Annotated in this window: 23 protein-coding genes; 5 read left to right on the forward strand and 18 right to left on the reverse strand. The window is 54.9% G+C overall.

The features are described 5' to 3' along the window. Positions 1–3 precede the first annotated feature (3 nt). The 9 genes from pilV to pilL2 all read right to left on the reverse strand — a co-directional run bounded on the left by pilV (position 4) and on the right by pilL2 (position 10,372). Positions 4–1,320: a shufflon system plasmid conjugative transfer pilus tip adhesin PilV gene (gene pilV, locus YA0848_RS07195; RefSeq protein ID WP_019818096.1), complete on the reverse strand. Its 1,317-nt coding sequence runs from the start codon at positions 1,318–1,320 to the stop codon at positions 4–6. Then, the gene (locus tag YA0848_RS07200) at positions 1,310–2,251 is read right to left on the reverse strand and encodes an ATPase, T2SS/T4P/T4SS family (protein WP_008437359.1); all 942 of its coding nucleotides are present in this window, start codon (positions 2,249–2,251) and stop codon (positions 1,310–1,312) included. The genes pilV and YA0848_RS07200 overlap by 11 nt, the downstream gene beginning before the upstream one ends. Before the next feature lie 10 nt (positions 2,252–2,261). Continuing rightward, the gene (locus YA0848_RS07205) at positions 2,262–2,714 is read right to left on the reverse strand and encodes a type 4 pilus major pilin (RefSeq protein WP_171902656.1); all 453 of its coding nucleotides are present in this window, start codon (positions 2,712–2,714) and stop codon (positions 2,262–2,264) included. A gap of 88 nt (positions 2,715–2,802) precedes the next feature. Then, entirely contained in the window at positions 2,803–3,942 is a 1,140-nt protein-coding gene (locus YA0848_RS07210; protein ID WP_019818094.1) for a type II secretion system F family protein, read from the reverse strand. After that, positions 3,932–5,491 carry a GspE/PulE family protein gene (locus YA0848_RS07215; protein WP_019818093.1) on the reverse strand — a complete coding sequence of 520 codons (1,560 nt, stop codon included), beginning with the start codon at positions 5,489–5,491 and terminating at the stop codon, positions 3,932–3,934. The genes YA0848_RS07210 and YA0848_RS07215 overlap by 11 nt, the downstream gene beginning before the upstream one ends. 12 nt (positions 5,492–5,503) lie before the next feature. Further along, positions 5,504–6,076, reverse strand: a complete 573-nt coding sequence (gene pilP, locus YA0848_RS07220; RefSeq protein ID WP_008437355.1) for a type IV pilus biogenesis protein PilP — start codon at positions 6,074–6,076, stop codon at positions 5,504–5,506. After that, positions 6,066–7,397 (reverse strand): type 4b pilus protein PilO2, encoded by a 1,332-nt coding sequence (gene pilO2 / locus YA0848_RS07225; protein ID WP_024073376.1) that lies wholly within the window; start codon positions 7,395–7,397, stop codon positions 6,066–6,068. Before pilO2 ends, pilP begins: the two co-directional genes overlap by 11 nt. A 3-nt stretch (positions 7,398–7,400) precedes the next feature. Beyond that, complete coding sequence (gene pilN / locus YA0848_RS07230) at positions 7,401–9,215, reverse strand: PilN family type IVB pilus formation outer membrane protein (RefSeq protein WP_019818091.1); 1,815 nt, start codon at positions 9,213–9,215, stop codon at positions 7,401–7,403. Beyond that, entirely contained in the window at positions 9,215–10,372 is a 1,158-nt protein-coding gene (gene pilL2, locus YA0848_RS07235) for a PFGI-1 class ICE element type IV pilus protein PilL2 (RefSeq protein ID WP_019818090.1), read from the reverse strand. The genes pilN and pilL2 overlap by 1 nt, the downstream gene beginning before the upstream one ends. A gap of 456 nt (positions 10,373–10,828) precedes the next feature. Between pilL2 and YA0848_RS07240 the strand changes: the two genes are divergently transcribed. The 5 genes from YA0848_RS07240 to YA0848_RS07260 are packed head-to-tail and all read left to right on the forward strand — an operon-like array spanning position 10,829 to position 14,273. After that, positions 10,829–11,179: a metalloregulator ArsR/SmtB family transcription factor gene (locus YA0848_RS07240; RefSeq protein ID WP_008437351.1), complete on the forward strand. Its 351-nt coding sequence runs from the start codon at positions 10,829–10,831 to the stop codon at positions 11,177–11,179. 22 nt (positions 11,180–11,201) lie between these two features. Continuing rightward, positions 11,202–12,491 (forward strand): arsenic transporter, encoded by a 1,290-nt coding sequence (locus YA0848_RS07245; protein ID WP_008437350.1) that lies wholly within the window; start codon positions 11,202–11,204, stop codon positions 12,489–12,491. 9 nt (positions 12,492–12,500) lie between these two features. Further along, on the forward strand, positions 12,501–12,971 hold the full coding sequence (locus tag YA0848_RS07250; protein WP_008437349.1) for an arsenate reductase ArsC: 471 nt from the start codon (positions 12,501–12,503) through the stop codon (positions 12,969–12,971). After that, positions 12,971–13,705, forward strand: coding sequence for an arsenical resistance protein ArsH (gene arsH / locus YA0848_RS07255; RefSeq protein ID WP_008437348.1), 735 nt, complete (start codon positions 12,971–12,973; stop codon positions 13,703–13,705). Before YA0848_RS07250 ends, arsH begins: the two co-directional genes overlap by 1 nt. Positions 13,706–13,724: 19 nt before the next feature. Further along, on the forward strand, positions 13,725–14,273 hold the full coding sequence (locus tag YA0848_RS07260) for an arsinothricin resistance N-acetyltransferase ArsN1 family B (RefSeq protein WP_008437347.1): 549 nt from the start codon (positions 13,725–13,727) through the stop codon (positions 14,271–14,273). Positions 14,274–14,528: 255 nt separating this feature from the next. Here the strand turns inward: YA0848_RS07260 and YA0848_RS07265 are convergent, their stop codons facing one another. The 9 genes from YA0848_RS07265 to YA0848_RS35920 form a co-directional block, all read right to left on the reverse strand. Then, positions 14,529–16,484: a DEAD/DEAH box helicase gene (locus tag YA0848_RS07265; protein ID WP_024073377.1), complete on the reverse strand. Its 1,956-nt coding sequence runs from the start codon at positions 16,482–16,484 to the stop codon at positions 14,529–14,531. Then, entirely contained in the window at positions 16,481–18,361 is a 1,881-nt protein-coding gene (locus YA0848_RS07270; RefSeq protein WP_019818088.1) for a hypothetical protein, read from the reverse strand. Before YA0848_RS07270 ends, YA0848_RS07265 begins: the two co-directional genes overlap by 4 nt. A gap of 110 nt (positions 18,362–18,471) precedes the next feature. Then, on the reverse strand, positions 18,472–20,376 hold the full coding sequence (gene topA, locus YA0848_RS07275) for a type I DNA topoisomerase (RefSeq protein ID WP_008437341.1): 1,905 nt from the start codon (positions 20,374–20,376) through the stop codon (positions 18,472–18,474). 99 nt (positions 20,377–20,475) lie between these two features. Continuing rightward, positions 20,476–20,673, reverse strand: coding sequence for a CrpP family ICE-associated protein (locus tag YA0848_RS07280; RefSeq protein WP_073845721.1), 198 nt, complete (start codon positions 20,671–20,673; stop codon positions 20,476–20,478). 178 nt (positions 20,674–20,851) lie between these two features. Beyond that, positions 20,852–21,277 (reverse strand): hypothetical protein, encoded by a 426-nt coding sequence (locus YA0848_RS07285; RefSeq protein WP_008437339.1) that lies wholly within the window; start codon positions 21,275–21,277, stop codon positions 20,852–20,854. A gap of 110 nt (positions 21,278–21,387) precedes the next feature. After that, positions 21,388–21,852: a single-stranded DNA-binding protein gene (locus tag YA0848_RS07290; RefSeq protein ID WP_008437336.1), complete on the reverse strand. Its 465-nt coding sequence runs from the start codon at positions 21,850–21,852 to the stop codon at positions 21,388–21,390. A 15-nt stretch (positions 21,853–21,867) separates the two neighbouring features. Continuing rightward, positions 21,868–22,407 (reverse strand): DUF3158 family protein, encoded by a 540-nt coding sequence (locus tag YA0848_RS07295; RefSeq protein ID WP_008437334.1) that lies wholly within the window; start codon positions 22,405–22,407, stop codon positions 21,868–21,870. A 5-nt stretch (positions 22,408–22,412) separates the two neighbouring features. Further along, on the reverse strand, positions 22,413–23,138 hold the full coding sequence (locus YA0848_RS07300) for a PFL_4669 family integrating conjugative element protein (RefSeq protein WP_008437331.1): 726 nt from the start codon (positions 23,136–23,138) through the stop codon (positions 22,413–22,415). After that, the coding region (locus tag YA0848_RS35920; RefSeq protein WP_232925064.1) for a hypothetical protein at positions 23,131–23,314 on the reverse strand (184 nt) is incomplete at its 5' end. The genes YA0848_RS07300 and YA0848_RS35920, both read right to left, overlap by 8 nt.

A 23,314-nucleotide genomic window follows, 5' to 3' on the forward strand; every position in this document is an offset into this window, starting at 1 on the left:
GCTTTATTTGAAGCAGCTCCAATAGAAAAGACCTGGCCAGGAAAGTCGAGATGTGGAGAGAAACCATCCACTTGCATTTCTGAAGATGTACCCAGTCTCACTATCCCCGATGCCAAAAGCGCCAGTTAAAGAGCATGACTTCCATGTAGTGTCGCCAAGGGAGCAGGTCACACTTCCTCTGGCAGGCGCCTGGCAGGTGCCCTGGATCAGCTGGAATTCCCACCCACCTGGTCTTTTCCATAAGCCTTGTTCGCAGGACAACGTTATTCCCGCGGCGCTTTTTGCAAGAAGGGTTCGGTCACTGCACTGTTGCCCCTCGGTAGCTATGCCTCCCAGGGACAAATATTCATTTGTCTGAATGCGATCATAGGCCGTTATCTTGCCCGTCGAGGTTATCTTTCCACCCCATAGTTCACCTCCGGTTGAAAAGTTTTTGTCGTTATAAACTTGGACCCAGTTGGGGCTATTTTGATAAATCCCGCCTCCCCATTTTTCGCTGTACCAGCCTGTGTCACCACGTGTTCTGAACCAACCACCTGTGCTGGTATCACCGGTAATGGTTGCAGTAGCGGCATTAACATTGGCTGTGGCGATAACGTTTCGAGCTGTAATGTCGGCGTTAGCTGTTATGTTGCCTGACGCTGTGATACTTCCTGCGTTGTTAATATTGTGGTTGCCCATCGTGATATCAGTATTCATCGTGTTGAATTCTGGATGATTGGGCACTGCGTTTCGATATAGATAGTCATTAGCCAACGCTCCATCCATAAGAAAAAGTGCGCTAGCTGTATGTCCTGGGCCAGGAGCTATAGCATAGTTACTTAGTGCTACCTGCCATCCACCCCGCACGCCCTGGACGATGTTCGGATTGGCAGAAGAGATGAACCCACCAGGTCCTCCGAGATTTTCAGCGATGGTTCGAATACCCATTTCAGGAATCGTCTGCCCACCTGTAGTAACCACAATCACTTCCAGTTGATTGGCGTTGGGTTTCCGGGCGAGGCCGACAATGGTCTGCCCAAAGGCGTTAGTGGGGCTATAACCTGCAGGAAGGTAGTTGGTGTTGACGAGCATCGGAACGGTTATTTGCACCGGTACGGTTGCTGCCGCGTTGGCCAGCACCACGCTGTAGTTATCCTTCAGATATTTGGCCAATGCCTCTGAAATGGTTCTCTGTTGATCAGCCGCAATTCGATAGTCCTGAGAATCCATCTGCTTGATTTGCCATGCGATCGCCAAAGTGACGACAACGGAGAAAACGGCCAATCCGATCGCCATGTCCAAGCTCAAGAACCCCCGCTGCTTGATCCTACTGGTCATTCCAGAGACTCCTTGATGATTGGTGAGCGATGTCGTGATCGAGCATCGTGATCTTTCCTGCATGGACTTTCTCTCGGATGCCCGGTCCGTCATCGCCTGTGAAAAGCAGGCTCTGCAGGGTTAATCGACGACTTCCTTCGTTGCCACTTGATAAGGACTGGTGAAGAACAGCCACCAACCCCTTGGAGAGCAGCTCTCGGGCGTTATTGAGTAACGGCTGAGCCAGGGCTGATATACGTTCAATGCCTTGAGTAACGCTGCCGGCATGACCTGTGCTGATAATGAGATGGCCATTGATCGAGGCTTGAATTACTTGTGCTGCTGTCGAGCTGTCGCGAATTTCTCCCACGAACAGGAAATCGGCTCTTGTGCGCAGCGCTAGGATCAAAGCTTCCTCGTATCCCCCCATCCGGCGAGAGACCGGAACTTGAATGCAGCGCCCACTCCCATGCCTGCCATTCAAAAATGGTTCTGGAGGATCCTCTACAGCCACACAAATGCCTCCCCAGGCCTCGAGACGTGCTTTCACCAGTGATGCAGCACTTGAGGTTTTCCCTGTGCCCATTTCCCCACAAATAAATATCAGGCCGCGTACCGTGTCGCTCATCAGCGCGTCCTGCAGATAGTCGGGCAGACCCAGCATGTCCAATGGACGGATCTGGACTGAGGATTTGCTTACGACAAACACAGGCTTGCCATTCAAATCCAGCAACTGGGTTACACGAAGGACGACGCCATCTTCAATTAGGGCGAACTCTGGATCCTGGGTTGCCTTGTGCTTTTCCTCGCACTGCGCCCGTAAGCGCTCAAGGTCTGCCCGCCATTCGGCGGGCGCTTCAACCCTTCGTGCCTGCCCAGGGAGACCTTTGGCGTCGGCAAATCCATCGCCGAGGTACAGGTCGACGAATTCAGCATCAGAGATCACGCTCACACTGAGTTCCTTAGTACGAAGTCCAAGCGATGGTATTGGCGTCCGAGGAGCAGCTGGTCGCAGCTGCCACCGCAGTGATTTCGCCGGCAATTGCAGTGCCGCCATTGATCGCCGTCGTTGTCTGTTTGTCCTTGGCCATGTTCGAGGCAAGGGTGATGCAGGCATTTTTCGGAAGGTTGGATTCTGTGATGGTGAAGGTCATGCCGTTGCTCATTACGGTCACTGCGCCGTTCCAGCGGTTGGACAGGGCATTACCGTTGATGCTCATGCCGCCAGTTGCCTCGAGGTTGATCAAAGAAGGCGCCAAGTTGGTGCCTGCCGTGGCGTAGCCCGTGGTGCTTTTCAGTCGTTTGGTATTGCTCAGCAACGTGCCGAGATTGCTCTGTTCAATGGTGACGTCCGAGCTGCCGAACGTTCTGTAGCCCATGAACACGATGAAACCAAGTGCCACCGCGATCAGCATCAACCAGAACATCCCGTCCAGGGAGAGAAATCCGCGTTGGTTGTTTTGAGTGTTTGTTGGCATTTCCAGTACCTCATTTAGGTTTGATTTAAAGCGTTGCAGTCACATTGCCGGCCAACTGGAAGATCCCGACCACTACCAGAATCATCATGACCCCCATGGCCATGGAGGACATGCCGATAAGAGATTTGGCGATGGCTTCGACGCGCTGAAGCGTTTGCTCCAGCCACCGGTTGGAAAACCGTTCCATCGACTCAGCGAAGCCTTTGCGGGTGGCGAGCACTTCCAGAAAATGCATCGCCATGGGGTCTGGGAATTGATGACCCGCAAGCTTCAATGCGGTACCGAAGTTTTTGCCGGCGCTCACTCCGTAATGAATGGCGCTCAGGCGCTCTTTCAACCATGGAGAGGCATTGCGTTGAAGAGAGGTCAGCGCATCTAGTTGGTTGATGCCGGAGCGCAGCATCACAGCCATGTTGAGCAGAAAGATCGATCCGTGGAGCGCCTTGTAGACTGACCAAGGCGGGAGCCTCTCTGCTCGGACTCGCAGGACCTGGAGCAGCTTGTTCAACTGCAGCTTCCACGAAGGGCTGGCGGCCGTAATCTGAAGGCCGCAAAACACGGGTAGAGTGATGATCGATATGAGGATAAAGACGATTACAGCTATCAGCGTCACTAGCCCGTAGTGGGTCACGAAATTCGATAGGGCATAGAGGAAGGCCGGCACGCCGGTCCACGCCTCGGGGTTGGAGCGTCGTGTCATGGAGGGCACCATCCACACTGCAATCACATACAGCAACGCCGCCATGACGCTCCACACCATGGAGGGGAAAACGGTGGCGGACGCTACGAGTTTGCTGATCCGCTGACGTACTTCGATGATCCTCACGCAGTCCCGAAATGCCTGCACCAGGTTGCCGGTGTCTTCCCCGGAAGCGATCAAAGAGTTCTCGTCATAGGGAACCCAGCCTTCGCAGGAAATGCTCAGCGATTTCCCACCTTTTACCGATTGCGCGATATCCCTGCAGGCAAGGGACACTGGATGGAGCTTCTGCCCGTTATCGCTGAATGCTCTGGCCACCGTGTGCAGTGCGTCTTCAAGCGACACACCATCCTCAAGGATGCCCATCAGGCTCTCGTAGAACTGGATTCTTTCGTTTTTGCCAAACTGCTTGGCATAGAAGGTCTCTGCCCAACGATTCAGCATCGCTCTGACGTCACTCAGCATGAGCGAGCTCCAGGATTTGCCGGTCAAAGTCCAACGGCCCCACCGTCATTTCGGCGTGGCGGGGGTCTACTAATCCTTGTTTCAGTTTGATGATCGTGTGTGCGGTCTTGGTAATACCGCCCATTTCCTTGACCCAGTGGCGACGTGCCGCACTTGCACCCTGCCCATTGAAAACGCGCATGAATTCAAGGTCGGTGAGCAAAGTTTCCGCAACCACCGTGCGACCGGTGATGCCCAAGCCTTTGCAATGCGGGCATCCCGGTCCTTTGAGGTAGGTCTCATCAATCGCTTCCAAATCGCGCAAGTGCTGCACCAGCGCACTGTTGAGCTGCCCGAGATGCTCGCGTGCGGGGACGCGGCAGTGGGAACACAGCACGGGCAAGAGGGATTGATTGACCACGCTTGTCATCAGTGCAGGATCAGTAACCAGGTGTCGGTCTACACCCATGTCGATCAGTCGTTGAAGAGCTGCTACAGCGTTGTTGGTGTGCAGTGTCGTCAGCACCAGGTGACCAGTCATACCGCCGCGGAAAGCCGCTTGTGCTGATGCAAGGTCCCGGATCTCCCCATACATGAGAATGTCAGGGTCGAGTCGCATGGAATTGGTGATCCCGTCATTCCAGGTTTCACCGGCGCCCAGCGGTGACTGATTGGCGAGAAGTGGATATTCAGGTGGATCTTCCATCGTCAGAATGTGTTTTGTTCCACCGCACTCTTCGTGCAAGAGGTTCAGGTTTACCTGCAGCGACTTCGATTTGCCGGAACCGGTGGGTCCAGTGATCAGGTTCACCCCATAAGGCAAGCTGCGGATGCGGCTGAATGCATCAATTTGCTGCGTCAGGAAACCGAGATCACTAAGCGTCATTTTGGTTTTGTCGTCATACAGCAGACGCAAAACCATCAGAGGGCCATCTACGAGCGGCCGAGTGGCGACTCGGGCACCGAACAAACCGAGTTGGTCGACATAGGCGCGTTTTACCCTGGCGTCCTGGCTCACCTGCGGCTGGTAGTGGTCTTTCGCGACATCGCACATGCTGTTGTAGAGGGACGAGCAGAGCTCCATGCCCACCTGGCTCTGGTGCTGTTCTGCCTCCCACAAGAGCCCGTGGATGCGAAAGAAGATTCGAGTGATATCGTGACCTACGACAAAGTGGACGTCGCTGGCATTGCGCCGGTGGGCTTCTCCTAAAAGCTGCACCACCTGGGCCTGGCGCTTCGTCTCAGTCGCCGATAGTGCTTTACCATTTGCATCATCATTGGCGCGGTAGAGTGCCTTGATTGTGCTCATCGAGCAGACCTTGACCTCAAAGTGGTGATTTTCGTGTTCCAGCTGGTCCTCGAATGCCATGACATAGGCATCCGTTTGGTGTTGGGCTGACACATACAAAATCCCATCGCTGGTCAACGCACATAGTTGACGCAGCTCGGGTTTCAGCTCAAACGGTCCACCAGGGGCCGTCAGCAGTATTTGGTGCGACGTCAGTAGGACTGCAGCAGACTCATCACTGTCAGGCTCTATGACATCTGGTTTTTCAGTCAGGATCGTCATCGAACTTCTCAATCAACGTTGGCCAGGGATCAGCCCAGGCGGCATAGGTGCTGATGGGGTAATGCTGGGGGCTGAATTGTTAACGTTGCTCAAGCTGGCCGGGGGCGTACTGGAAAAGCCGAGGGGGTAGCGCTTACCGCCACGCTCGAGGGTCACGTTTTCGACGGAGAGGATGGCCATGCGATAGCCACCGGGTAACTCCCGAGATGAGGCATCTGCGTCTACTTCAAATCCGCTGCTGTAGAGCAGAGTCGCACGCAGCCGTTTTGCTGAGCCGAATACCGCTTTCACGACAGGCAAGTCAGACTGTGTATCACTGCTGTGCGCCGAGGCTGCAGCCGGCTGTGTGAGGTTTCCTTGAGAAAAAAACACAGTTGACGGCTGCGTCGTCGCACTTTGGTCTTCGCCCTTGATCGATCTTTCGGCCTTGGCCTTCTCGGCTTTGGCATTCAACAAGATCGTCTGGCTTTGAATCTGGGCCAGCTCGCCGACGTTCACCCCAGATAGGGTGTTCTCATCTGCCCAGCTCGATGGTGCCCCTAACGCAAGGATGGAGCACAAAAAGCACAGCGCTTTATTTCGCATATAGGTCACCTATTACTGACCAGACAAGGTGGCCGGTCTCATATTTGGTTGTGATTTCGCGCAGCCGTAAGCCCTGACTGGGTGCGCCGGATAATGAGTCCAGCGGCGTAATGCCAGTGGCATAGCTCAGCTCGAATTGCTTCCATTGAGGCGGTGGGGGCGGCGGTGGCGCAGGTTGGCCCGGTATCGCTGGTTGAATGGGCACAACGACCGGCACTTCTTTCAGCACTGGGGTTTGAGTGAAGCTGTGCAGCCAAGACGACAGGTTCGCCAACATCACGATGGCGTCTTTTAGAGGCTCATCACCGGCTGCGGGTAGAGAGATGTCGAATTTCAACGTGGCCGAGTTGCCCTCGTCAAAGAAGGCCGGCCGATCAGAAAAGTGGCCCTGCGTCGCCTGTATCAGTTTGTCGGCCGTGCTATTGCCCGAGCGCTTATAGGAGGACAAAACCTGTGCGCCGTCGCAGACGGCACTCGTGAACTGCCATCCCTGAATGGACAGAGGCAACTGATAAATGACGTTGCTGCAACCCTCCAGGAAATCTGCAACAGATGGACGTTTGGCCCAAGGGTGTTCAAGCGCTTGGGGCGTCTGTTCCATACCGGATTCTTTTTGCAGTCTGGCCAACTCTGCCAGGCGTTGCTGTTCAGCCTGGAAAGCCGCCTCTTTGGCTATCTGGTCCTGATGGTTCTGCCATTGAGCCCATCCGATGATGCCGGCAGCGATCAGCACGCCAAGAACCGCCAGCTGTACAAGTTCTGGTTTGGATAGCCCAAAGACGAGTGGCCGTAGCCGGTACTCGCGTTTTAGATGCGACGGCTGAAGCAGCTCTGCCACGTCCAGTGGTTGACCGCCCATATCGAACTCTGGGGGCAGGTACTCGTTGTCGAAGTTGATCCCACGACTGCGTTGTTGCGCGACTCGGCGGCGGACCTCAGCACCAGTGCCGATCATGTCGCAGCCAGAGATCACGCCACCTTGATACACAGCAACGAGGGCATATTGGTCAATCTCGCTTTCAGTTTTCCAGGCCGCGATCCATGAGTCCCCCAGCTGTCCAGCCAGGGTGGCCGCGAGCGAGTACATCCCTTTGATGACCTCCTCGCTGCGCGCTACAAAACCTGCCTGAATAATGGCTGGTGTTCTTCTAATGGCGACAATGTCGAGGTGGTGCTCACGACCGTACTGGCGCGCTTCCTTCATGTGCCCGGTGACACTACCCAGCGGATGCCAGCGCAGACCGGTGACAAATGATTTTCCACGATACTGGAGTACCTGGACTCGAGCAGAGCGTGCATTTTTTGAGGTTTCCGCAACCATGGCTTACCCCTTGGAACCTGTGCAATGCAGCAGTGGGGTAGGGCAAGAGCCCCAAGGCTCGTTGGCAGCAGGTGAAATCACCGCGCTGGGGCTGCCTGTGTCGCTATCAACAACAGGAGTAATCAGCACTACGAGTACGCTGTGCCCTGTGGTGCGGACACGGCTGCCGCCCAAACCGAAGAATCCAGGATCCCCTACGCCAGACTTGGTTGCGTTTTCGCTGTTCTCCTCAAAACCAGTCAGTACGAGGGTTTGACCGCTGCGCAATTTGACCTTGGGCGACAGATTCTTGGTGTCGTAATCCGCTGTCTGGACACTGGAGCCGTTGCTCGTAAAAGTGGTGAAGGTCGGTTTGCTACTCATGCTCAGGGTGATCATCAGCAACATGTTGTCCTGGTCGATGATTCGAGGGAGCAACATCATGTTGAAGCCGCTGGTGATAGTCGCGGGGGTGAGCGAAGTAGACGATCCAACGGAAGCCGTAGTGGTTGTCGAGCTTGATGCGACATAGCTCTTTACGTTGCCGATCTGGATGGGTGCCGGCTGCAGATTCAGCGTGGTGACCGACGGCGAGCGAACGTTCGAGATTCGGCCCTGTTCGGAAAGTGCTTTGATGATTAAGTTGGAGCCAGCCCAAGGAGACTTCGACGTGTCCAAAATACTCAACGAGCCCGACACCGCGCCCGTGCTTATGCCGGTGGTGGCATTCTTCAGCGAAAAGCCCCATTTGTTGCTCAAGGACGTATAGACAGCCGTCCAGTCCAGGCCGGTCTGGTCTGTGTCGGTGAGAGTTACCTCGAAAACTTTGACGTTGAACAACACCTGACGGGTGATACTGCTGTTGATCGAATTCAGGTATTTAGCAACGTTTGAGAGTACTTCTGGTCGATCACTTACCGTCAGGGTGCCAGTGGAACGCGAGAGGAACATCCGACCTTGGGGCTGTTGGCTCAGCATCGCCTTGACGTTTTTTTCAATGTCTCCGATCAGCGAGGTCTTGATGGTAACGGTGGTGCTCTGGTTGCTGCCTGATTCACCCGATGCACCTGTCGACGAAGATCCGCCGCCACCACCACCGGAACTGCTCCCGCTGCCTGTAGCGGTCAGCAAGCCCGACTTCACTGTGCTTTCAATGACCTGGTCATCACCAAATGCCCAGACGTCGAACGTCTTGGTGTCGAAGTAAGTGACATGCACGCTTCGATCATCGGAGGAATAATTCCACGCTAAGCCCAACTGGGAGGTCGCTTGATTCAACAACCCTGACAGCTTGCCGCTGTACTTAATGGGGAATGTGTTGGGTGCAGTCAGCCCAATCGAATTCATTGAGCGGGCGTTGCTCGGAACATTGCCGATGACGCCGGCGGGCATGAAGTTGGTCAGGTTGTCGGCAGAGCCCAAACCAGGTGGAACTGCAGGTCCTGAGTTGCCCTGCGTCGAACTGGAAAGGACACTTGGGTCGATTGCGTCAGGGGCTACGATGACCGGTACACCACATTCACTAGTGATGTACTGCGCGATCTCAGCGATCCCAACGTTATATGAGGGGCGATAGGTGATGTCGCAATCCATGGTCAGCGGTAAACCACGCTTGGCGACCAGCGGTTTTTTGGACACCCATGGTTTGTCGCTGAACACCACCGTAGCGCGCGCGGACTCTTGCTGCTGATTTCTCAGAAATCGGCTGTATTGAGAGGCTGTCGCAGCGTCATTTTCAGCTCGGCTGGCCGATTCATTCACACGCTGCAGCGAACAGGAACTCACCAGTGCGACGATAAGTGACAAGGCTGTGCTTTTGATCCAGAGACGAGCAGTCATCATTTGTTCCTCTCTGTAATAAAAATCAGCCGCTGTGAGGAGTTACTGTCGACCACATCGACCAGAAAGGACCGTGGAGCCGAGTCGTAGAGAGGGAAAATCGACCCAATGGCTTCTTGGAAACTGCCCTCAAATCGAAGTGGAGCGTCAATTGAGTAATCCAAATCATCGACCTGCCACATCAGTTTCCAGCCCGCTTTTTCAGCCCAGCCTTCGACGGTTTGACGAAGGGTTGAGCCAGTTGAAGCCGTCCATGTCTGGGCCAGCGGCTTCGGCGCTGCAATGTCCGTCGCAACCGGCTTTGGCGCTGCAGAAACTGCGGACGGCGCGGTGACCAGTTTCGGAGTTGAAGCGGCCTTGGCATCTGGGTTGCTGGACGAAGTCGAGGCCGGACTCTGAGTCGGCAAGGCAGACGTTTGTTTTGTAGAGCCATCCTTGGTAATCACCGTAGGAGGGGCCACGGTTTTGGCTGGTGCAGCGTTCGCCACAGGGGTAGCGGCTGATGCCGTTGTTGTGAAAGGCGCTGTTTGGGGAACGGCGGCGACTACTACTTGGCTGCCCGCATCATTGTTATTGCTCTTCGCTGCGATAGGCTGTGCAGCTGTCGATGTGTTGAGTTGAGCAATCTGAGTTGATGCAGGACGTGGAGAGTCCGGGAGCTGGTAGCCAGGGCGCAGGACGTAGCACACCTGACGGTTGACCTCGTCGACCTTCACCTGCCAGGCCGGACCTGCGAGCACCTGCAGGGTGTTACGCAGGGTCATAGGGCCAAGTTTATATTGGGCTGCTGGGAGTGGTCGGGTGTAAAGGATGTTGACGTGGCCAGAGTCTGCCGAGCAAAGCGTATAACCTGAACGGTCCACCACGTACTGCATGGCCTCATGCACATTTGGGTGCATGTTGGCTGGAATGCTGATGTCGATAATCTGAGCCATCAGGTCACGTTGGCCAGAATCTGGCAGCGTGCTGACGAGGGTGTAGCGGCCATAGCGCACTACTGGTTCTTTTTCAGGAACGGCGCCGCCAGGATAGAGGTCTGGCGTCAACATGTCCGGATTGCGACTGCTGTCGAAAGCGGGCTTGGGTGTCTGCGCCGTTTGGGTCGTGCAACTGGCGATTAACGCTAGAAGCGAGAGCGTGGTGACGTGCCTGATCATGTGCCGAGAGGCCCCCTGTAATGATAGGGGAACGGTGACAGGCTGGTACCAGCTGCGCAGTAGGAAATAGAAAACTACGTCTATAGGTATTTATAGGCTATACAAAGATGACGCGACCGAGGTGGAAAATTACCTAGTATCTGATCACCCATTTCCATTCACGCTGAGCATTCATTTGCATTCACGCTGACCACTCAATTGCATTCGACCTGACCAGCTATCCTGCCATTACGCCTAGAGTAATGAATCCAAAATCGCGTTCAGCGAACATCCATTCGAACATCAAATCTCCGTCCGCGTGCTGAGGCGATTGTTAATCCCTCCTGGTCGTTACCCTGTGGTCGACCGGTGAGCATTGATCCCCATCGTTAACTCCCGCCACAGGCATTTGTGCAAGCAGGCTGAACGTGGTTAAATCTGCATATTCGATTATCCACATATGCAGAGCGATTGCTTATGAGCCTTACACCACACACATTCTTCAAGTGCTTGGGTGATGAAACTCGCGCCCGGATCATGCTCATGCTTTCGGCTGAGGGTGAGTTGTGCGTGTGCGAGTTAATCTGGGCACTGGACGATAACCAGTCGAAGGTCTCCAGGCATCTTGCCCAACTGCGTGCTTGCGGGTTACTCGCAGATCGGAGGCAGGGTCAGTGGGTTTACTACCGGCTGCATCCCGAGCTTGAACAGTGGGCACTGGATGTTCTGAACGTCACTACGCAGGCACACCAGTCCTGGGTTAACGACCATCAAGGACGGCTGGCTTCCATGGAAGACAGACCCGTGCGCCAAGCCTCCTGCTGCTGACATCCTGATCTGGAACATACTCATGCTCATCGCAGCATCGATTTTCGTAGTTACGCTCGTCTTTGTTATCTGGCAACCCAAGGGGTTAGGTGTCGGCTGGAGCGCGGCAGCGGGTGCCGTTCTGGCACTACTGACTGGCGCCGTAAGTCTAGGGGATGTGCCGGTTGTGTGGCACATCGTCTGGAACGCTACCGCGACCTTCATTGCTGTGATCATCATCAGTTTGTTGCTCGATGAAGCGGGATTCTTCAAATGGGCGGCGCTTCATGTCGCTCGCTGGGGTCGGGGCAAAGGCGGACGTCTGTTTGCGCTGATGATCCTGCTCGGTGCAGCCGTTTCGGCACTGTTCGCCAATGATGGAGCCGCACTGATTCTGACCCCAATCGTCATCGCGATGCTGACGGCGCTTCGCTTCAGCCCGGCATCCACCTTGGCATTCGTGATGGCCGCAGGCTTCATCGCTGATACCGCCAGTCTGCCGATGGTGGTGTCCAACCTGGTGAACATCGTTTCGGCAGACTTTTTTGGCGTGGGTTTCGGTGAATACGCTTCTGTCATGTGGCCAGTGAACCTAGTGGCCGTGGCCGCGACACTGTTCATGCTCTGGATGTTCTATCGCAAGGACATTCCCGCCCAGTACGACGCGGATCAGCTTGAGGCCCCGGAGTCGGTGATTCGAGATCGGGCGACCTTCATTGCTGGCTGGTGGGTACTTGGCCTGCTGCTGGTTGGTCTGTTCGCACTGGAGCCGTTAGGTATCCCCATCAGCGCTGTTGCTGCTGCGTGTGCAATGATCCTGCTGGTCATCGCAGGTAAAGGCCAAATCATCTCCACGAGAAGGGTCATCAAGGACGCGCCCTGGCAAATTGTCGTGTTTTCGCTGGGCATGTATCTGGTGGTCTATGGCCTGCGTAATGCTGGCCTAACCGACTCGCTCTCGGGGCTGCTGAACATATTTGCCGAGCATGGCCTATGGGCCGCTACCTTGGGCACCGGTATCACCGCTGCGCTGTTGTCCTCGATCATGAACAACATGCCGAGTGTGCTTATCGGCGCTCTGTCCATTCAGGGCAGCGACGCTACAGGACTGGTACGTGAGGCCATGATCTACGCCAACGTCATCGGTTGCGATCTTGGCCCCAAGATCACGCCCATCGGAAGCCTGGCCACGTTGCTGTGGCTGCATGTGCTAGCGCAGAAAAATATCCGCATCACCTGGGGTTACTACTTCAAAGTCGGCAGCATCCTCACCCTCCCTATCTTGCTGGTAACGCTGGTGGCACTGGCGTCGCGGCTGAGCATCCCTGTCTAGGAGAAACCCATGAAAGTGCTATTTATGTGTACGGCAAACAGCTGCCGGAGCGTTCTCTCGGAGGGGTTGTTCAACCACCTGGCCCCGAGCGGTTTTAACGCCGTCAGTTCGGGCAGCTTCCCAAGCGGACAACTGAATCCACGCGCCGTGAGTACGTTGCAAGCGCTTGGTATCGACACCACAGATCTCTACAGCAAAGGCTCAGAGGTGTTTTCGGACTCACCACCGGATGTGGTGATCACCGTGTGTGATAAGGCTGGAGGCGAACCCTGCCCGGTCTATTTCGGGCCTGCTGTCAAAAGCCACTGGGGCCTCGCCGACCCTTCCGATGTAGAAGGCACAGACAGCGACATCCAAGCCGCATTTGACGCGACCGTCGTCCAGATTAAAAAGCGTTTCGAGGCATTCTTCAGCTTGGATCATTCGGCGCTCACACCGCAGGAACTGAAGCGCGAGCTAGATCAAATAGGTGAACTGTAATGGACGAATTTTCCTCGGAAAGCAGCCTGGATCTACCTAATCTGGATCAGTCGCTAATCGACTTCGTCACACTGGATCGCCTGCAAGGCAACGAGCAACCGACTCACAAACCACGCATCTTGTTGCTGTATGGCTCAACCCGTGAGCGCTCTTTCAGCAGGCTGCTGACCCAAGAGGCCGCGCGCATCCTGACCCTAATGGGAGCCGAGACCGTCATCTTTGATCCCTCGGGTCTGCCTCTCCCTGATGACGCTCCGGAAGACCATCCAAAGGTTAAAGAGCTGCGGGATCTGGTTCTGTGGTCAGAGGGACAGGTGTGGTGTTCGCCAGAGCGTCACGGTGCAATGTCTGCTGTATTCAAAGCCCAAATAGACTGGATACCTCTCACGTTGGGCGCTGTCCGCCCCAGCCAGGGCAAGACGTTGGCCGTCATGCAGGTCTGCGGTGGATCACAGTCCTTCAACACGGTAAACCAGCTTAGGATCCTCGGGCGCTGGATGCGGATGATCACCATCCCAAACCAGTCGTCAGTACCCAAAGCCTTTCTGGAGTTCGACGACGCAGGGCGTATGAAGCCATCCGCCTACTACGACCGTGTTGTGGACGTGATGGAGGAACTGATGAAGTTCACGCTGATGGTTCGGGGCCGGGAAACGTATTTGGTAGACCGCTATTCGGAGCGCAAGGAAAGCGCCGAAGCACTCTCGAAACGAGTCAATCAAAGATCGATTTGAGCGACCAAGGGGATAGAGGATGAGCAACACCACAGTAAGGATTGCGCAGATTTCGGACGCTCAAGCCATCCAGGCAATTTACGCACCGATGGTTGAGCATACGGCGATTTCGTTTGAGCTTGAGCCGCCCACAGTCGAAGAGATGGCCAAGCGGATTGGGTCGACTTTGCCGACTTACCCGTATCTGGTAGCGGAGCGAGACGGCCAGCTCATCGGCTATGCATATGCCAGTCAGCACCGGGCTCGTGAGGCCTATCGCTGGTCGGTCGACGTCACCGTTTATATATCGCCAGAAGCGCACCGTAGCGGGGTCGGCCGGGCACTGTATGGCGTGTTGCTGCCGACATTGAAAAGGCAAGGGTTTCACGCAGCCTTTGCCGGGATCGCGCTGCCAAACGATGGCAGCGTGGGGCTGCATGAAGCACTAGGCTTCGCTCACATCGGTACGTATCCAGAAGTAGGATTCAAGCATGGCGCTTGGCATGATGTTGGATATTGGCGTATCGCGCTGGATTCAACGAGTCCGCCAAAACTGTCCGTGCCTTTCAGTGAGATCAGTCTCTTCTGAATGGGTCTCGACGGCCATTATGAGCGATGGGAAGATTCTAATACGTAACAAAGTCAATTATGTTCGACTCCTCGAAATGAATACGAGCAAAGTGGGTAAAATCGAAATAGATTTGCCACTTTCGGAAGTTTGCAGATATCGAACGAAACTATTGTTGCCGATGGGGAGGCCTATTAGATTCCAGAAAACAAAAGTAATGGTTCCAAGTACGTTTACAAGGTCTCAGCCACTAAGAAGCAGTGATATACCGCAGATCTACAAATTGGTCGCCAATGCTTGTCTCGCGTTGCCGGCCGCGTCGGGCTCAATGAGGTCACTTGCCAACTGACGCTTATCCTGCAGCATTTGCCAAAGCATCTGGTCGATTGTGTTTTCCACCAGCGGGATTTTCACCACGACCATGCGCAATTGCCCATTGCGGTAGGCCCTGTCCTCAGCCTGGTCCTGCAGTCCAGGCGTCCAGGGGAGGCCCAGGAACATCACATAGTTGGCCGCAGTGAGGTTGTTGCCGGTGCCGGCAGCGGAGGTAGTGGCGGCAAAGACGCGGGTTTCTGGATCACTTTGGAATTGATCGATCGCCTTCTGCCGTTTGCCTACAGAGTCACTGCCGACAACCGTGACGCACCCGTACTCAGCTTGCTTGCACCGAGTGCGAAGTGTTCCTACCGTATCCTTGAACTCACAGAACAAGATTACTTTGTCCTCCGCGTCCAGTTCGCACAGCAGATCCATTACGACACGAATCTTTACCTGCTCAAGCAACTGACGCAGTGATCCCAACCTGGCGAGGCTAGGCCTGTCTTCGAGCCGAATTTGATCGTATTGCTTGCGCTCTTCAGCAGTGAGTTCGATGGGTAAAGTTTGGCGCTGTTTGCCCTTGAGACCGGGCAAGACATCCTTGCGTCGACGGAGCATCCAATCGCCGATTGCGCCCCGCAGATTCATGCGGAAATCCTGACTGCCGGCGAACTGTTCGCAGAATTCTTTCAAGGGCAGTTTCCCAACGGGGTGGCCGGATAGCCGTAGCAGCGTGTGCAGCTCAGATTCTCGGTTGAGGACTGGCGTACCCGTCAGCAGGTAACGGTTGGGTATCTTGGCGGCAATGTCGAAGCCGTGACGTGTCCACGCGGCGGTCGGCTCTTTCAGGCGGTGCGCCTCGTCGATGATCATCACTTCAAAGTGTCCTGCATGCAGAACAAAATCGCCAAGGCGTTCGTAGTTGGTGATAATCCATTGCGAAGAGGGATCAAAGACCTGTTGGCCGATAGTGGCCTTGGGATACACCATCTGGATTTCGCGTTGCCAGTTGATGATCAACGTCGACAGGGTGATAACCAAGATGGGTCTATTAGCTGCTCGGATTGCAGCGGCAATGATTGCTTGGCGAGTTTTACCAAGCCCCATGTCATCCGCAAGCAAGGCGCTTGTGCGCTGTAGCAAGTGCCGGATGCCTGCCGGTTGATGGTCCAGTAAAGAATAACCAGCCAATGCCTGGTTAATCTGTTCGGTAGTGGACCCGGTGCGCTCGATTGAGGGCACCGCGGCTAAATACACATCGGTTGAGGTGCTATCGTCAGCCGCTTTTGCTGCGCGCTCTTGTGGCGGTCCACCAAGACTGATGCGGGTGATTTCATCAGCTGGAACAACGGATCCGTCGGTCAGCAGCTCTTGCACGGTGTCGAGGATTTCGAACTGATCCTCCGACAATCCAAGCTCCAGGATCAAGTTGCTTCGCACCACTTCCGCACCAGCGTCAATGCGCCAGGACTTGGAATGCCCGAGAAACACGCCGTGCATGCGCCTTGAAACGGCGACCGCGCCAGGATGGTAGTCACCTGACAGCAGGATCCCGCCCTGAACGAGTGGAGCTATCCGAAAGGTCAGCCCCCACGTGAATGCCTGCCGATCTGGGTCGTTTTGTGCGGCTGTGATTTTATGTGAAAACGTCTCCCAACTTTCATTGAAACGGTCCTCGGACAACTCCATCAAACGGTGGAAGAGCACATCCAGGTCATCCAGCAACTTGCCTTTTGGTAATCGCCAATAGCGATGTTGAGGATGCTCGGCACGCCGAATATAGAAACCATTACGTTCGAGAAACAGCCGGTTCGCACCCTCAACGTATTGCATTAAGACCCCGAAGTCATAGCCGTCAAAAATGACTTTTTCGACCAGGTCCTGCCGGCGGTTCATCAGACGTGGACGACTCATGTCCTGCTCAATCGTTGGTTGATCCATTCCGCACAGGCCTGGGCATGCATTTTTTTCCGGTTTCGATTTGTATAGCGCGACATGGATAGTGTTTGGTCGGGCCATTCCAGGTTAATGGCGAGCTCACCCGATTTGATCTTTGCCCAAAACCATTGATAGGCCCGGTCAACCCTGGAGCCCGACTTAGGTGTGCGATTGCGGAGCCCTCTCAGTTGTATCGTCACCAGGTGTTTGGGAGTCAATTTTGCTAACGTTTCGCCCCAGGCACTTTCATCCATTTGGATTTCTGCAGAGGCCAACGATTTCCCGTTTTCGCGAACCGAAAAAAGACGGCAGATGCCCCGATAAGCACTGTAGTCGTAACCATCAATGCAATGGCCCAGCGCTCGATGTTCCGCATCAAGATCGGCGGGGCACTTCAGTTCGATAATTTGCAGCCCATTTGGACTCACGAGGGGTGTGCTGGTTGAATAAAGCAGCGGCTTCCAGGGCGTTAAAGAGTCTGTTCTTGTTTGTGGATCTACTGCATCTAAAGCCTCACGGATGTCTATCAACGCGAGGTGAAAGCCATTCACCAAGCTGGCGATCTGGTGATAGGAAGCAGTAGCAATGAAGCTTTTGAGTTTCTGCAGTGCTTCACCAGAAGCTGGTCCGTCGCTCTCATCAACGTTGTTAAAGAGCTCGTTCAGGTCTCGAAAGTCGTCGGCGATTTTGGACCAATTGTCGTCCGACCAATCAGTTGGACACCCTGACAGCAGCCTGTTCCAGTCCTGCGTTTGATCCAGCAGTTGATACGGGATTTTATCCAGCAGCGCGAAGAGAGTGATCCAGTGCGCTTTTTTAAGAGGACGGCGATTGCCCAGTGAGGCTCCCAGCAGCAGTCGATGCCAGGGTCCTTGTGGCCCCTCGCGGCTGATACGGGTCAATGCACTGCCGGTATCGAATACCCGCTGTTGACCCAGGTAGCGCACTGCAGCGCGCGGCGCCTGTAGCAGCCAAGCCAGTGTGTCGGAAAGGGGGAGGCCCGCGTCGGCTATGCGACCTACCAGGCACTCTTCAGCGGAAATCAAATAACGGTCCTCACTCCAGTATGGGCGCCACGCCTGAAGTTCATCCCATGGGCAGTTCATGTATACCTGCTGCTGCCCATCCCACGGCCACGGCCATTGATCTGCTAGTACCAGAAGTGGAATCAGTACTGGCTGGGCTTTTAGGGCCTGAAGGCGGCGTTTTCGGTCACCTTGAGCCAGCCAGTTATAGAGCTTGGGTGAGGGACATTGCGCTGAACGAATGGCGAATAAAAGCTCTTGGTCCAGACACTGGCAAAACTGCTTCAGCGTGCTGCCAATCTGCTTCAGGTAAAATCGGGTGCGGGGATTGAAGTACCGATTGTTGCTCGCCGTCCAATCGAAGCCGCGGCGATTAAAGCTTCCTAGATCTTCAATCGAAAGGGCTTTCGCCCTCTCTCCAGCAGACTTGCAGAAGGAGGTCAGTAGGACGTCTGCATACCAGCGTTTTTCAAACCTGAGCAGTAGCTGCTGGGCCACCATTGCGGTGGGTTTTCTCTTATGCACGCGGTCCTTGCTGAAGATTTTGCAGGCCTTAACCTGATGACCATCGAAGTACTGGAGGTGATCGCCGATTCTGGCCAGGAGCCGCCGTGTTTGATCATCTGTAGAGGGCAGGGCTACGCACCAGCAACGAGTATGGACAGTGGAACTCAGATAGGTATCGATGAAGGAGGTCAGCTGGGAGGGCGGTACGTTAAATTGTAAAGCCCAGGTCTGGGCGACTTCAATTTGCCGGTCTGAGAACTTCTCCAGCTTCGGCGCTAAGATGCGCAGCCCCACCACCGATTGTCTCTTCTGTACGCTCACCCATGACCTCCTCTGCAATTTCGCAGAGGACTGTCAGGTATAGGAATGGTGGGCTTCTAGGGTTAATGCGTAACGGCGTTGTCGGTGATTTATATCGGCAATGGCAGAAGTCACACCCCTCTGGGTTTATTGAGATCTGGTTTGCCATTCAAGTTTGGAAAACTCACCTTGCATCCATTCGATTTGAAGCCTGTGCAACCCCAAAAGTCATAGCCACCGCCCCCTTTTTTTTGTCGCCTTGCGAGGGGTTGATTGCACTTGGGACAGTTGAAAGCGCCACCTGCTGTGGCTGGGCGTGGAGCGGACGCCATCGGCACACTCGGCATTCCACGTTGCTGAGACAGTTCCTCTTCCAGGCGTCTATGCAGACGCGCAACGACAGCTCCATAGGTGTCTTGGCCCTGGGCGACTTTGTCCAAATCCCGCTCCAGCTCCCTCGTAAAATCGAGCTCCACGAAACTGTAGAACCCTTCCAGCTTCGCGATTGTTTCCTCCCCCAGCGGCGCCGGTACCAGCTTGCGGCTTTTTTCCTCAATCATTCCTTTGCTGGTGATGTTCTTCAAGATCGAGGCGAACGTGCTGGGACGACCAATACCGCGGCGCTCCATTTCTTTGATTAGACTGGCCTTGGTGTAGCGGGATGGCGGCTGAGTTTTCTTCTTCAGCAGTTCTCCGTTGTGCACAGAGATGATCTGTTTTGGTGTGAGTGCAGGAACTGGGTTGCTCGCTGCTCCATCTTCCTCATCGTCTGTGTCATCGCCCTTGAGCAGTTTCCGCCACCCAGGATGAAAAAGGGTTTCACCAGTTGCATTGAATCGCAAAGCCTTACCATTTGGGCCAACCGCGAGCAGTTTTACAGCACGCACGTCGAATACCGCCGCTTCGATCTGGCTGGCCAGCGCCCGGACCCAAATCAACTTGTACAGGGCGAGTTCCTCGTCGTTCTCACCAGCTTTTGTATCAGCCCAATGCGTCGGGGTAATAGCGGGGTGGCCTTCCTGCGCGCCTTCGGCGGCCTTGAATGTACGTCGCTCGTCGACGGTCTTCAATCCGATAGATCTAGCTACGGTTCTAATATCCTCCATGGCCTCGTCTGGTACGTTGGGATTATCCGTCCTGTGGTAGGTGATCACGCCTTGTTCATACAATCGCTGGGCGACTTGCATGGTCTTGTCCGGGTCCCATTTCAAGGCGTTGCTGGCTGCTTGTTGAAGGGTGGAAGAGATGAAGGGCGCGGGTGGGTGGCGCTCGGCCTTGCGGTCTTCACAGGACTCGACGACGACATTACGTGTGCCGGCGACGAGTCGGGCCAGGTTGGCATCTTGAACGTAAGGAAAGTCTTTGCTCGCGAAATCCGGTACCGGTTGCCAGTCTGCATACCAGGTGGTGCCCTGATTCATATCCACAAAGTTCAGACGCACACCGAAGTGGTTGATTACCTGAAAGTTGCGGATCTCGCGCTCGCGCAAAACCACCAGGTATACGGCAGGCGATTGCACGCGGCCTGCAGAGGTGGGCTTGCCCATCAGTCGGCGTAGCTCCTGAGTCACCAGGTAACCCACCAAACGATCAAGTACACGCCGGCATTCTTGTGACGCGACTCTGTTCAAATCGATTTGGCGAGGATTGGCTAGAGCCTCTGCGACACGCTTCAGGGTGATTTCATTGAAGGTGATGCGTTTGTAGGATTTGACCGCCAGTACCTGCTGGATGTGCCAGCTGATGCTTTCACCTTCGCGATCCGGATCGGTTGCGAGGTAGATTTCATCGGCCTGTTTAGCTGCGGCCTTGATGGTCCGCACGGCCTTGGCGCTCTTATCCAGGATCTCGTACACCGGTGTGTAATTTTTGCGGACGCCTGTGGTGATCATGCTGTCGTCCTGCCCTCTGGCGGGCAAGTCACGTATGTGCCCACCACTGGCGACAACCAACCAGTGTTCGCCTGGGCGCAGTTTCTTCATCATTGGCTGAAGCTTTTTCAGCTTCCCAGGTGCCTCGATGATCAATAGCTTCACGGTGTGCCCCTTCTCAATTATGCAGAGCGGGACTGTCACGTCATGGCAGGTAAGGCTTCAATGGGAAATGGTCAATGCACAACGGGAGGCTTTTAGCGGCTAGAGGTCCAGCGTCAGCTGCTGTTCCTGGGCAAAGCCCTTTAGCCACGACGCGCGCATCGCAGGATGGTGGTAAGGGCAGTCATACACCCGTAGCCCTTTTCGGGCGGCGTCAGCACCGGCTATTTGAACGGCAGTATGGGGGTTATTGAATTGCCGCCTATCTGCTGGTTTCAAAGAAGTTCGAGATTGCGCCATTGGCTATCGGTCCCCGAAGAACAGATCTATCAGACAGTAACATCACGAATAGCGCATTTTTTTGCATCAAAAACGGAAGTTTTAAACTTCTGTGCTTGAGATAGCCGAATGGAAGTGTGACTCAACCTGAAAGTTAACGAATGGCGCGATTTTTTGCCAACCAATTGGCGGTTTGATGTCAATTCGAAGCTGGCTCGTCCGTCCAGTTCGCAACTCTGATCCACGCGATGAAGTCCTGAGTGGATTGTCCGCTTTGAACACGTAGTTGTTCCAGCTTGCCGTATAAGTGTTCAGTCATTTCGTCGTCGTCGTCAAAGTCGACGCGGTATTCAGTATCTAAGCGGTATTCATCGAGCAAGGTGTTGATAAATCGGCGGGCTTGCCAGGTATCAAGGTCTGTCTCTCCACGGCCCCCCATCAGATACTCTCCCGTTCGCCACCCAACTGGAGCCCATGATGCTCGGTTTATGTCCAGGGTGAGCCCGTAGTAGTCCGGAGCATTCACCTCGCTTTCATCAAAGTAAGCCCAGTAAACACGGCCTAAAGCTGGGTGCTCTGCGCCAATGACAACGTACCCTGTTGGGTCCCTCAAAACTTCATCCATCGGCACGTCCTAATTTGTAGTGGTTCTCTAATGAGGTCGGGGGAAACGATGAGCTGTTTCCCCCAACACCGACAGCTACACGAATGGGCCGAAAAATTAAGCCCCTGTTTTCAGAATTGCGGTGGATCGGTATCTGGATATTCATCCGGGCCTGGAGCTGGCTGCGGCCGCGATTCGGGTCTGTTGGACTGTTGCGAATTCTGGTTTTGCGAAGGCGCCAGATTCACCATGGTCACGCGGTGTGGCAGCATGCCGACCCGGCTGGCCTGGATTTTCAAAGCTTCGAATTCGCCATCGTCGTTCTTCCAACGGTCCATAACGGCGCGACCGGAAACCAGCACTCGCATACCTTTCTGGAACAGTTGCGAATAATGCTCGGCGTCCTTGTGCCACCACTCCACATTCGCCCAAAAACCGCCACGATCTTCGTAGCCGCCTTTGCCATCCGGAATCGAATTGTCGAAGTAAACGTTGGCTCGCATGAGTCGACGTGGGTCTTTATTGCCGTTGGGGAATTCTTTGAATTCCGGTGCAGAACCGATATTGCCTTCCCAGCCTTGTACGGGCGTGCCCATGAGTATTCTCCGAGGTTATTGGTGTTGCGTTGGGTTGTTGAGCTGCTGCAGGCGAGCGGTATACACGGCCTCTGCCTGGCCCATTTTTTCTGCGCACTCGGCGGCCTGTTTGGTGATCGAGTGCAGCAAACTCATTTGCATATTCAAGGTGATGCGCTGCAGCTCCATCACGTAAAGATCCTGCAGCATGGATTCCGGTGTTCTGGGTGAGCCCATCATTTCTGCCCAAACCCCTACGCCCATCCGCCGATCTGTCACCTGCTGCCATCTCAAAAACTGGGTGCCGGCTTGGGTGTTCTGCTCAGTCAACCGCACTGGAACTAGGGTGAATGGATATCGGCGGGCCTGGCTCAGCACTTCCTGGGCAAGAGCTTTTAAGTCCGATTCTTGAGCTCGGCAAAGATCGGCAAATTGGGTCAGCTCCCCCTTACCTTTAAAAGGCTTTAAAAGGCCCTTTAGTGAGGCAGCCTGTTGCAGTCGCTGAAAGGCTTCCTGTTGCAGTGGCCGGAAGGCGGTCTGTTGCAGCGACCCATCATTGGAGGGAATCTGGCCCATGCTCTTTAACCCTCAACGGGGTCATCGAGATGATCATCCGTCTCGGTTTGCTGCTGACCGCGGATGATCGGTGGCGCGAAATTCGAACGGCGGGTGCCTTCCAGGATGTCTTGTGGCAGCTCACCGTACCGCTCGTACATTTTGCGGGCTGCTTCAGCCTTGGCATTGTTTGCAGCGAAGTCGTCGCGGGCAGCGCCTGAGTACTTATAGATCTGGGCCAGACCAAACAGTCTCCGCAGTACCGCTGCGCCTTCGTCGATCCAGGTTTCCATATCGTGGCGCCCGACAAGGCCAACGTGCTGGGCCAACAGAATGCGTCTGACAATTTCGTCGTAGTTCGTCAGCAGGTACACAGCCTGAAATCCCAGGGGATTGGAGATGTACAGCGGGAGGCTGACAGGCTGGATCGAGAGGTTTTCGCTAATGCTGATGGCCGGTGGAAGAGAGGCCATGGCTGTGTCCAGGCGATCTTCGATGGTCTTTAACGCTTCCTTGGAATCGTTGATCTTTTCCTCGAGGAGGATCATCCACCAGTCAGAGTAGGGATCATCCTGTTGGGCGCCTCGAGACATTCGATTGACGACAGTGCAGAACCCTGACAGACCAATGATGCCGGCTTTGAGGTCATTTTTAGGGCGCCCCATCCATATACGAGCGGCGTGGTGAGTGTGAAGGGTGAGCTTCACATCGCTGCGCAGTGAACCGATGTTGAGCCGGAAGTTATCAGCCATGGTGCAGTGTTTCCTTGGGAAGAGGATTGACGTACCCATGCTGCAATTTGGCTATAGGAGACGCAGCATTAAATACGTAGCCCGATGGAAGGGGATTTGTTGAGGCTTCTATATAGGAAGAGCTGAAACTCGCCGGTGCGGACCGAATCCCTTGCGTGGCGGCCACCTCCGGTGCC

This window comes from Pseudomonas sp. S4_EA_1b (assembly GCF_016307435.1).
Lineage (GTDB): Bacteria > Pseudomonadota > Gammaproteobacteria > Pseudomonadales > Pseudomonadaceae > Aquipseudomonas > Aquipseudomonas rhodesiae.